The 11,960-nt window shown below is 30.6% G+C and carries 13 protein-coding genes and 1 riboswitch; all 13 genes read left to right on the top strand.

Features of this window, described 5'->3' with window-relative positions:
* The coding region (locus MR593_RS03565; protein WP_290686969.1) for an FGGY-family carbohydrate kinase at positions 1–971 on the top strand (971 nt) is incomplete at its 5' end.
* Between the two features lie 868 nt (positions 972–1,839).
* A complete protein-coding gene (locus tag MR593_RS03560; RefSeq protein ID WP_290686968.1) occupies positions 1,840–2,172 on the top strand; it encodes a PadR family transcriptional regulator in 333 nt (110 codons plus the stop codon).
* Between the two features lie 2 nt (positions 2,173–2,174).
* Positions 2,175–2,828 (top strand): permease prefix domain 1-containing protein, encoded by a 654-nt coding sequence (locus MR593_RS03555; RefSeq protein WP_290686967.1) that lies wholly within the window; start codon positions 2,175–2,177, stop codon positions 2,826–2,828.
* 3 nt (positions 2,829–2,831) lie between these two features.
* Positions 2,832–3,701, top strand: coding sequence for a DUF4097 family beta strand repeat-containing protein (locus MR593_RS03550; RefSeq protein WP_290686966.1), 870 nt, complete (start codon positions 2,832–2,834; stop codon positions 3,699–3,701).
* A gap of 147 nt (positions 3,702–3,848) precedes the next feature.
* Complete coding sequence (locus MR593_RS03545; protein ID WP_290686965.1) at positions 3,849–4,373, top strand: nitroreductase family protein; 525 nt, start codon at positions 3,849–3,851, stop codon at positions 4,371–4,373.
* A 21-nt stretch (positions 4,374–4,394) separates the two neighbouring features.
* On the top strand, positions 4,395–5,033 hold the full coding sequence (locus MR593_RS03540; RefSeq protein WP_290686964.1) for a DUF3267 domain-containing protein: 639 nt from the start codon (positions 4,395–4,397) through the stop codon (positions 5,031–5,033).
* A gap of 63 nt (positions 5,034–5,096) precedes the next feature.
* Complete coding sequence (locus tag MR593_RS03535) at positions 5,097–5,429, top strand: cupin domain-containing protein (RefSeq protein ID WP_290686963.1); 333 nt, start codon at positions 5,097–5,099, stop codon at positions 5,427–5,429.
* Between the two features lie 62 nt (positions 5,430–5,491).
* Positions 5,492–5,689, top strand: a riboswitch (cobalamin riboswitch).
* 311 nt (positions 5,690–6,000) lie between these two features.
* The gene (locus MR593_RS03530; protein WP_290686962.1) at positions 6,001–7,344 is read left to right on the top strand and encodes an NCS2 family permease; all 1,344 of its coding nucleotides are present in this window, start codon (positions 6,001–6,003) and stop codon (positions 7,342–7,344) included.
* Positions 7,345–7,759: 415 nt separating this feature from the next.
* Positions 7,760–8,236, top strand: coding sequence for a 5-(carboxyamino)imidazole ribonucleotide mutase (gene purE, locus MR593_RS03525; protein WP_290686961.1), 477 nt, complete (start codon positions 7,760–7,762; stop codon positions 8,234–8,236).
* A gap of 97 nt (positions 8,237–8,333) precedes the next feature.
* The gene (gene purC, locus MR593_RS03520) at positions 8,334–9,029 is read left to right on the top strand and encodes a phosphoribosylaminoimidazolesuccinocarboxamide synthase (protein WP_290686960.1); all 696 of its coding nucleotides are present in this window, start codon (positions 8,334–8,336) and stop codon (positions 9,027–9,029) included.
* A 25-nt stretch (positions 9,030–9,054) separates the two neighbouring features.
* Positions 9,055–10,419: an amidophosphoribosyltransferase gene (gene purF / locus MR593_RS03515; RefSeq protein ID WP_290686959.1), complete on the top strand. Its 1,365-nt coding sequence runs from the start codon at positions 9,055–9,057 to the stop codon at positions 10,417–10,419.
* A 3-nt stretch (positions 10,420–10,422) separates the two neighbouring features.
* Complete coding sequence (gene purM / locus MR593_RS03510; protein ID WP_290686958.1) at positions 10,423–11,502, top strand: phosphoribosylformylglycinamidine cyclo-ligase; 1,080 nt, start codon at positions 10,423–10,425, stop codon at positions 11,500–11,502.
* Positions 11,496–11,960 (top strand): phosphoribosylglycinamide formyltransferase (gene purN, locus MR593_RS03505; protein WP_290686957.1); only part of this gene is annotated, 465 nt, incomplete at its 3' end. The genes purM and purN, both read left to right, overlap by 7 nt.

The raw sequence follows: 11,960 nt of genomic DNA, 5'->3' as shown, positions 1-11,960 counted from the left end.
ATGTAATAAATAAAAAATGGTCAGAAAAACAAATGGAATTGCTTGAAATACCTATGGAAATGCTACCAAAAATCGTTAAGCCTTGGGATATCATAGGTCATCTATGCGAAGAAATGGCCGAGACTCTAGGTATACCAGCTGGAATTCCTATTGTCGCAGGTGCAGGTGATACTATGCAATCAAACATAGCTTGCGGAATATTAGAATCAAACATGGCATCTGATGTAGCTGGAACTTGCGCGATGTTTACAGTTACTACTGACGGTATAAACGAAAAGCTAAGTACTAAGGATTCAGGATTGATATTCTGCAGTGGAACACTTCCAGATACTTATTTTTACTGGGGATATATAAGAACAGGTGGATTGTCACTTAGATGGTTTAGAGATAATATTTGTGATAAGGTAGATGATTCAGCATATTACGACGTGCTACAGGAAAGAGCTGAAAAAGTAAAACCGGGATGTGACGGAGTTTTATTTCTTCCATATCTACAAGGTGGATCTGTCGGAATCGAAAATGCAAGTGGTGCATTTTTGAACTTAACTACAAACACTGACCAAGGTATAATGTGGAGAGCAGTATTGGAGGCTATCGGATACGACTATATTAATGTTGCAGATATGTATAGAGCTGCTGGTTGTAACTTAGACAAAATTGTCGTTACAGAAGGTGGAAGTAAGAGCAGTCTATGGAATCAAATAAAGGCTGATATGCTAGGCAGTGAGGTTGTGACTCTTGAAAATGTAGAGGGTGCTGTGCTTTCTGATGCTATCTTGGCTGCTTATGCTGTTGGGGATATAGATGATTTGAAAAAGGCACTTCTAGATGTAGTTAAGATCAAGAGAGTTTATACTCCTAATCCAGAGAATACTAAGTATTATAGAAAGATGTTTGGAATTCAACAACAGATAATTAGAAGCGATATGAAGAGTGTTTTTACTCAATTGGAAAAAATGAGAAACTTATAAATAAGGCTATAAAATTATAATCAAATAATTATAAATTGTAACTATAAATTCAAAAAATACCTATCTGAGTTGCTTAGATAGGTATAATAATTTTATTTCAAATATTTATAAATTTTGCTGTGTGTATTATATTTTATATGCTACACTATAATTAGGAAGTTTAAAAAAGTGAAAGATTTTAAAGTTTAAATGATTAAATATAGTTGGTCTATATTAAAAAAATGACTTTAAAAAATAAAGTGAATATAATTATTAGATTTATTAAAAAATCTAAGTCGCACGCACCAGTAATACCAACGGTTTGAGGCACTTTTAGGTATGTATAATAAAATTTATATGTAAGGAAAAAGTTGTACCCCGAAACGGGGGTCTGAAACCTAGTAACTGCAAGGGCTAAAAATTTAGGGGTTAAAAGAGCTCTTCCCTAAGGGGAATTGAAACCAACGATCAACATGTCCTATATCATAAATAAATATTTGTTTTTTGTTTATAAAATTTAGAATTGAAACCAACGAGCTACGTACCCTAAAACAATGACTTTGTTTAATAAGGTATTTTTCCTGAGGAAAATTGAAATATTTAATATTTCTTTTTTAAAAAAATATACTTTTAACTTTAAACACAACAAAAAGACTATTAATCGTATTTACGAATATAAGTCTTTTTATTTTTTTGATTAAATAACTAAAATAATTTATTTTATAATATACTTTTAATAAATATATACATTGATAGGTGAGGTATATAATATTATTATATAAATAAGTAATAAATATAATTATAATAAATAGAATTTTATATAAATAATTTATAATACCAGTAGAATTGACTTAAATAGAAACAATATATCAGCAAAGGAGGGATAGCATTGTCTATAACATCAGATTTATTGAGAGGTCATACTGATACAATTATCTTATCTCAACTGATAAAGGGAGATACATATGGATATGCGATCAACAAGGTCATAAAAGAGAAGACAAATAATATGTATGAATTAAAGGAGGCGACATTATATTCAGCTTTTAGGAGACTTGAAAAATTAGGATACATATCTTCTTATTGGGGAAATGAAGATAAAGGAGCTAGAAGAAGATATTATACGATTACTGAATTAGGCATAAAAGCTTATGAACAAAATAAAATAGATTGGGAAGAAGCAAAAAATTTAATCGATAGTTTAATTGGGGAGGAAAAATAAAAATGCTTACTAAATACAATTTAAAAATTGAGGAATATGTAGACGAATTATTTGAAAATGCACCAAACAATAAAAAGTCTATGGAATTTAAAGAAGAATTGCTTGCAAACCTACTTGAAAAATACAACGATTTAGTTGAATCAGGTATGGAGAGAGAAGCAGCATATAATAAAGTTGTAGGTAGTATAGGAAACATAGATGATTTATTTGAAGATGATGCGATAAAAGAAACAAAGGAAAGCTCTGATAAGAAAAAATACGCTAGAAATATTGCAATAGCAGTAATGATGTATATTTTATGTCCAGTGAGCGTAATACTTAGCGATGCATGGGGAAATGAAACTTTAGGGATAGTGATAATGTTTGTATTAATAGCAGGTGCAACTGGCTTGATTATTTATACAAACATGAGTAGACCTAAATATAATAAACAAGATGATACAATAGTAGAGGAATTTAAAGAATGGCAAAGTACAAAATCTAGCAACTACAGAGCATATAAATCAATAAAAAGCGCTATTACATCAATAACAGTAGTTGTGTATTTATTGGTTAGTTTCTTAACTTTCCAATGGTGGATTACATGGATAATATTCTTAATAGGTGGAGCAGTAGAAAAAGCTGTGAAGGCATATTTTGAAATGAAGGAGATTTAGGTTATGGATAATAAAAAATACAACAAAATAGAGATGATAGCTTGGTCTGTAGTCGCAGTAGTGTTGACAGTGGTTTTGGTCGTTTTTCTGCAAAAAAATTCGTTTGGAATAGATGGATTGTTTAAAATGAATTCTAATGGAGAAATGAAGCCTGTTAGTGAATATACTATAAAGGATGTTGATGAGTTAAAAAATATATCTGTAGATTTTAGCCAAGGCAAAATAAAATTAACCGAAAGTAAGGACGACAATATTTATGTTATATTTAAAGCTGATAAGGATATTGAAGGTGAAAAATATTTAGAAGTAGAACAAAAATCAGATGCTTTGGAGATAAATAGTGTAAATAAAAACAAGCTTAAACTTTTAAATAATACATCTATGAAAATAGAGCTTCAAATACCTAAATCATACAACCAAAATATTTATATAAGCACATCTGTAGGCGATACTGTATTTGATAAAGACCTAGACATAAAGGATTTAACAGTTAAAAGTAACGTTGGCGATATTAAATTGAATAAAGCTATAAAATGCGAGTCATATGATATACAAAATGACACAGGAGATATTAAAGTTTATAGCATCGATGGTGCAGGAAGTATCGAATCTGATGTGGGAGATGTGAAATGTGGCATATATGGAATAAAAGGAGATATAGACATAGTCTCTAATATAGGAAATATTAAATTGAATGTTTCTAGAGATTTAGCATTTAAATTTAAATCAGATAAGGAGCCTGAAGATATAGATATAGATTTTAACAAGGTTTCAAAAGACGACGATAATTTTTACGGCGAATATGGAAAAAATCCTTCATATACTATCGATGTTAAGAGTGATATTGGAGATATAGATTTACAATATAAATAGAAATAAAGTAAAGGCTGAAGCAAAATAATTTTGTGTTCAGCCTTTAATGTTTTGCTGTACAGTTGACAAATAAAAATTATGTATAATATAATTGTATTATAGTATTAATACAATTAGTAATCTATATTATATAAAAAGGAGAAAAAAATGGAATTAATTGAAATAATGAAAAATAGACGAAGTGTAAGACAATATACACAAGAAGCTATACCAGAAGAAAAATTAGAAAAAATACTACAAGCAGGACTATTATCTGCTTCTGGTCGTGCGAGACGTCCATGGGAATTTATAGTTGTACGCGACAAAGAAACTTTAAAAAAGATGTCAGAATGTAGAGTGGGTTCAGCTAAAATGCTAGAAGGAGCCGACACATCGATTGTTGTAATCGCGGATCCAGAAAAAACAGATGTATGGACAGAAGATTGTTCAATTGCTATGTCAAATATGCATCTTATGGCTGATAGCTTAGGTGTTGGAAGCTGTTGGATTCAAGGCCGTCTAAGAGAAGCACCAGATGGAAGAACAACAGAGGAATATCTGAGAGAGTTGTTACAATTTCCAGATGGATATAAGCTTGAGGCGATTTTATCTCTCGGAATTGCGAATAAACACCCAGAACCACATAGTATGGAAGATTTGCTTATGGATAAAATACATAGAGAAAAATATTAGTATATTTATTTTGGAGGATATATGGGAAAAAAGGATAGAAAATTAACCAAGGCAGAGGAAAAGAGAAAGAAAATATACGAAGAAGAAAAGCAAAAACTAATCGATGCTGGGTATACAGAAAAGGATTTAACTATAGGAGTAGTATATGCAAATGTGATGGCATTCGTTTTGGGATTGCCGATAATTATAGTATTGGGGATATTATTTTTTAAATATAATTTGGGTAATTCTGAGATGAGTTTTACATTTACAATAAAAGAAAGCGTGATATTTTTAATAACACTTTTAGTTTTAATTGTTGTACATGAATTAATTCACGGTGCATTTTGGGCGATTTTTGCAAAGAATCACTTAAAATCTATAGAATTTGGTTTTATGGCGCAATATTTAACACCTTATTGCTGTTGCAAAGAGGTCTTGACAAAGGGTCAGTATATAATCGGAGGAATTATGCCTACTGTGATTTTAGGGCTAATACCGGCTGTAGTGTCTATTTTTACTGGCTCATGGCTTGTATTCGCGATAGGTTGTATTATGATTTTGTCAGGCGGTGGAGATATGACTATAATATTGAAATTAATTATGTACCGCAGCCAAAAACAAGAGGTATTATATATGGATCATCCTTATGAATGCGGGCTTGTTGTATTTGAACGATAAGTTGTATTATAATATTTTTATAACACTGATAAATGTGTAAGAGGAGATTAGGGAGGTAATAAAATGATAATCGATTTTGATAAAATTGAAGAAAAAGCAATACCAAATTTCAAAGGTGGAGAAAAAGAATTCCATGCAAAAATGAATGTAGATGAAAAAAATAAAATAATAAGCGGTAAATTATTGCCAGGTGCATCTATAGGATTACATACTCATGAAACTAACAGCGAAATAATATTCTTCAAATCAGGAACAGGAAAGGTAATATACGATGGAGTAGAAGAAAGAGTAGAAGCTGGAGTATGCCATTATTGTCCACAAGGTCATTCTCATACATTAATAAATGATAGTGACGCTGAATTAACTTTCTGTGCTGTTATACCAGAACATCATTAATTACATTAAAAAATAAGTTGACAAATAAAATTAAAATATGCTACGATTTTCTCATAAAAATGAATATTATTATGATATTAAGTGGTCAAATTTCTCAGGAGGTTTGAATAAAAGGAAATTAGGTTAGAATCCTAAGCGATCCGGTCACTGTAATCTAGGGAGCAATACTTAATATATCCATTGCATGCCATTTGTATGTGAGAAGGAAAGTAACGCGTTGATCTGTAAGCCAGGAAGCCTGCTTAATATTAGTTTCTAGGAGAGCTTCCGCGAGAGCGCCACCTATATATCATGATAATCAAGGGATTAGTCTATACTTTTTTAGGCTTTAGAAATTTATTTAAAGTAGATTTTTAGATAAAAGAGTAAGATTGTACTTTGATTTGGATAAGATATTAGCGGTGTCTACTTTGTTTGAAGTAGACACTTTTTATTTGGTTTAATATTTATTTTATTAGGCTATTTATGTTTTAACTCTCCTCAAAGCAAATCTATTTGCATAAAATTCATTTTTATATACATTTATTCTAATTTTCAATTAATTAAATTTATAAAAGATGGAGGCAAAATTATGCAAGCAACACAAAACAAAAAAGCAAATCAAAACAATTTATTTGAAAAAGTGTTTAAATTAAGTGAACACAACACAAACGTAAAAACAGAAGTAATCGCAGGTATTACGACATTTATGACAATGGCGTATATATTAGCAGTAAACTCAAACATGCTATCACAAGCAGGAATGGATGCCGGTGCAGTATTTGTTGCTACTGCATTATCAGCAACAGTATCTACTTTAGTTATGGCATTTTTATCAAATTATCCAATAGCATTGGCGCCAGGTATGGGACTTAACGCATTCTTTGCATATACAGTAGTTTTACAAATGGGATATTCTTGGCAAATGGCGTTGTTGGGAGTATTTATAGAAGGTATCTTATTTATAATTTTGACAGTTACAAATTTAAGAGAGCAAATAATAAATTGTATTCCTAATGTTTTAAAAAATGCAGTTACAGCTGGAGTTGGTTTATTCATAGCAGCAATAGGTATGAGCAATGCAGGACTTATAAGTATGCAAACAGGAACATTATCACTTGGCAGTATGCATGATCCACTTGTAGTGTTGACGGTTGCGGGATTAGTTATAGCGGCGATTTTAGTATGTAGAAATGTAAAAGGTGCTTTACTTATATCTATATTATTGACATCAGCAATAGGTATGATAACTGGGATAGTAGCTCTACCTACACAAGTATTTTCACTTAATATTCCTTCATTAAAACCGACTTTTATGCAGGCTTTCTCAGTGCCAATGAATCAAATATTTAGCTTAGATATGGTAATAGTCGTATTTACTTTTTTATTTATGGATTTATTTGATACAGTTGGATTTTTAGTAGGAATTGCATCTAAGGGTAATTTAATAGATGAAGAAGGGAAAATACCTAAAGCAAAACAAGCAATGCTTGCTGATGCGATAGGAACTACAGTAGGTGCTATGCTTGGAACATCAACTGTTACTTGCTATATGGAAAGCTCAGCAGGTATAAGTGAAGGTGGAAAAACAGGACTTACAGCTTTCACAGTTGCGATATTATTTATTTTATCTTTATTCCTAGCACCATTATTTATATCAATTCCATCACAAGCTACAGGAGCTGCTCTTATAGTAGTAGGTGTTATGATGGCAGGTTGCTTTAAGGAAATAGATTTTGAAGATTATACAAATGCAATTCCAGCATTTTTAACTTTCATATTAATGCCACTTACTAATAGTGTTGCAGACGGAATAATATTTGGTGTAGTATCTTATACTTTATTAAAATTAGTTACAAATAAAAAAGAAGAAATAAATATTTCATTAATAGTTTTGACAATAATCTTTATATGTAGATTTGTATTTTTAAAATAATTAGTATGGATAAATGCTGTTGTATAAATTCGACTTGAGCTTGTACAATGGCATTTTTAATTATCTAAATTTCAAAAAGTTTTTAAAATGTTGCCACAATATAGTAAAAAAAAGGTAAAATATTATATATGAAAGCTACTATCGTAAAATAATTTTATTATAGATTATTTAGTTCGGAAATTACATGATAAATAATGGAAAAATTAAAAAAAAAAGAAATAAAAATTTCGTTTTATGAAAATATGTATTGATAAAACGTGAATATTAATATAAAATACAAATGTATAGTTCGCTAAAATGAAAAAAACATCGAACTTTCATAGGATTTATTTAAATAAAAAATTAATTAAAACTTTTTAATTTAAGGTAAAAATAAAGTTTATGTAAATATATTATTAATGAAGGAGGACTACGTATGAAGGTTGCAATCGTAATGGGATCTAAATCAGATTATCCTAAGTTAGAAGAAGGTATAAACTTTTTAAGAAAATATGGAATAGAAGTAGTTGTGAGAATATTATCAGCTCACAGAACACCAAAGGAATTAGTTTCTTTTATAGAATCAATCGATGGGGAAGCTGATGTTATAATAGCAGCAGCAGGAAAGGCAGCTCACTTACCAGGTGTTATAGCAGCATCTACATTAATACCAGTAGTCGGACTACCAATCAAATCATCTACTATGGACGGTATGGATTCATTATTATCTATGGTTCAAATGCCAAAAGGAATACCAGTGGCTACAGTAACTATAGATTCAGGATTAAACGCAGCATTAATGGCAATGCAAATAATGAGTATCAAATATCCAAAATTAAAAGAAGACTTAAAAGCATACAGACAAGAAATGGCTCAAAAAGTATTAGATGACGATAGAAGCATAAATCAATAATCGTAAAGTAATATCAAAAATATAATTATATAATTATAGAAGACAATAATAAAAAATATTAAGGTAAAAGAATTGTAAAATATTAGGAGGAATAACAATGTTATTATATGAAGGAAAAGCAAAACAAGTTTACAGTACAGATAATGAAAATGAATATGTAGTTTACTACAAAGATGATGCAACTGCATTCAACGGAGAAAAGAAAGCATCAATAGCATCAAAAGGTATATTAAACAACAAAATATGTACAATAATGTTCGAAACATTAGAAAAAGCAGGAATAAAAACTCACTTTATAAAAGCTTTATCAGACAGAGAACAATTAGTAAAAAAAGTTACAATATTACCATTAGAAGTTATAGTAAGAAATATAACAGCAGGTTCTTTCTGTAAGAGATACGGAGTAGAAGAAGGAATAGTATTAGACAAACCAATATTTGAAATGTCATACAAAAATGACGAATATGGAGACCCACTTATAAATGATGATCACGCCGTAGCATTAAAATTAGCAACTCAAGAAGAAATAGATTACGTTAGAGAACAAACTTTAAAAATCAATGAAATAATGAAAGAATTTTTCTTAAAAATGGACCTAAAATTAGTTGACTTCAAACTAGAATTCGGAAAAGACGTAGACGGAAATATAATATTAGCAGACGAAATATCACCAGATACTTGTAGATTATGGGATGTTAACACTAATGAAAAATTAGATAAAGATAGATTTAGAAGAGATTTAGGAGATCTTGTTCAAGGTTATGAAGAAGTTCTTTCTAGAATGAATAAATAAATTTAAGTTATAGGGGGAATGTCGCATGTGTGGTATATTAGGAATTTATTCAAATAAGAATGTGTCGAAGGAGCTTTATTATGGCTTATATGCAATGCAACATAGAGGTCAAGAAAGCTGTGGTATGGCTGTTCACGATGGAAAAGAAATAAATTACAAAAAAGACATGGGCTTAGTTGGTGATGTATTTAAAGCAGCTGATTTAGAACAGCTTCCTGGAACAATGGGAATTGCTCATGTTAGATACTCAACAGCAGGTGGAAGTCATATGTATAACTGTCAACCTTTAGTTGGTTCTTTAAGAAAAAGAAACTTAGGTCTAGTTCACAATGGAAACTTAGTAAATGCTAATTATCTTAAAGAAATGCTAGAAGAAGACGGAATAATGTTTAGCGGTAAAAGTGATACAGAAGTTATTTTATATATGTTAGCTAGATATTATACAGGAGATATAGTAGAAGCTTTAAAATTAACAATGGACCAAATAAAAGGTGCTTATTCATTAGTTATACTAACTGATGAAGAATTAGTTGCTGTTAGAGACCCTCATGGATTTAGACCTCTATTACTTGGTAAAAAAGACGATGAATATATATTTGCTTCTGAAGACTGTGAAATAGAAATTCTTGGTGGAGAAGTTATAAGAGACTTAGAACCAGGAGAAATAGCAGTAGTTAAAGATGGAGAATTAAAATCATACAACTTCAGTAATAAATGTAAAACTATGAAGAAAAGCTGTATATTTGAACATGTTTACTTTGCTAGAAATGATGCAACTATAGATAAAGTAAATGCATATGAATTCAGAGTTAAATCAGGAGAAATATTATCTCAAGATGACGATGTAAAAGCAGATATGGTAGTTCCTGTTCCAGATTCAGGATGGGCAGCTGCTATAGGATATGCAAATGCTAGTGGTCTTCCTTTGACAGAAGCATTAGTAAAAAATAGATATGTAGGTAGAACATTTATAAAACCTACTCAAGAAGAAAGAGAACTTGGAGTAAAAATAAAATTAAATCCTTTAAGTAGAGTATTAAAAGGAAAATCAATAATACTTGTAGACGACTCAATAGTTAGAGGGACTACTTCAAAACAATTAGTAAAATCATTAAGAGATGCTGGAGCTAGTGAAATACATCTAAGAATAACATCTCCTCCAGTTAAATATTCTTGCTATTATGGTATAGATACTCCAAATCGTTCTAAATTAATAGCTGCAACAAAGAATTTAGAAGAAATGAGAGAATATATAGGTTGCGATACACTAAAATTCTTAGACATAGATAAGATGATGAGCGCAGTTGGAGAAGGCAATGAATTTAAATTCTGTAAAGCTTGCTTCGACGGAAATTACCCAGTTAAGAAAATTGACAAGGAGGAAGAATAGTAAATGGCAAAATTAACTTACGAGCAATCAGGCGTAAATATAGATGAAGGAAATAGAGCCGTAAGCCTAATAAAAGGAAAAATAAAAGAAACTTATGATAAAAATGTTATAGGTGATTTAGGAAACTTCAGTGGTTTATATAGTTTAAAAGATTTTATGAGCATGGAAGAACCAGTGCTTCTTGCTGCAACAGATGGTGTTGGTACTAAATTAAAATTAGCTCAAATGATGGATAAACACGACACAGTTGGTATAGACTTAGTTGCAATGAGTGTTAACGACTTAATATGCCAAGGTGCTAAACCATTATTATTCTTAGACTATATAGCAATAGGAAAATTAGTTCCAGAACATATAGATCAAATAGTAGCAGGTGTTGCTAACGGATGCAAAATGTCTGGATGCGCATTAATCGGTGGTGAAACTGCTGAAATGCCAGGTATGTATGCTGAAGACGAATACGATTTAGCAGGATTTGCTGTTGGTATAGCTGATAAAGCTAAAATAGTATCAGGACAAGATGTAAAAGCAGGAGATGTATTAGTTGGAGTTTCTTCAAGTGGTATCCACAGTAATGGTTTCTCTTTCATCAGAAAAATATTCTTAGATACTTATCACTATGATTTAAATCAATATGTTAAAGAATTAGGAATGACAGTTGGAGAAGCTTTATTAACACCAACAAAAATATACGTAAAATTAGTATTAGACATATTAGAAAAACACAACATAAAAGCAATAGCTCATATAACTGGTGGTGGAGTTATAGAAAACATAACAAGAGTTATACCTAAAGGATTAGGATTAGATATAAAAACTGATTCATGGGAAAAACCACCAATATTCAAAATGATAGAAGGCTTCGATATAGTAGAAAAAAGAGAACTTCATAAGAGCTTCAACATGGGTATCGGACTTGTATTTATCGTAAACAAGGAAGATGCACCAGCTCTAGTTGATTACATAAATAACAGAGAAGAAGATCCAATAGATGTAGATGAAAAATATGCTGAATTAATGAAAGATAAAGCATATGTTGTTGGTGAAGTAGTAGATAGTCACGAAGGTGTTGAATTATGCTAAATATAGGCGTTTTAGTTTCTGGAGGAGGCTCTAATTTACAAGCTATAATAGATGGCTGTGAAAAAGGAGAAATAAAAGGAAATATAAAAGTAGTTATCTCTAATAAAGAGGATGCTTTTGGTCTAGAAAGAGCTAAAAAACACAATATAAGAGCTGTCTTTGAAAAAAACGAAGACGAAGTAATAAAAATATTAAAAGAAGAAAACGTAGACTTAGTAGTTTTGGCTGGTTATCTTAAGATAATCAGTCCAAAATTCGTAAGTGAATTTAGAAATAAAATGATGAATATACATCCATCATTAATTCCTTCTTTCTGTGGAGACGGATTCTACGGAGAGAGAGTTCACCAAGCTGTAATCGATTACGGAGCAAAGGTTTCAGGCGCTACAGTTCACTTTGTAAACGAAGAAGCAGATGCAGGCCCAATAATCATGCAAGATACAGTTAAGGTAATGGAT

It is taken from the genome of Intestinibacter sp., from assembly GCF_022780145.1.
Classification (GTDB): Bacteria; Bacillota; Clostridia; order Peptostreptococcales; family Peptostreptococcaceae; genus Intestinibacter.
The sequence above is the reverse complement of the archived record's forward strand: the minus strand, read 5'-3'. Positions and strand labels throughout refer to the sequence as shown.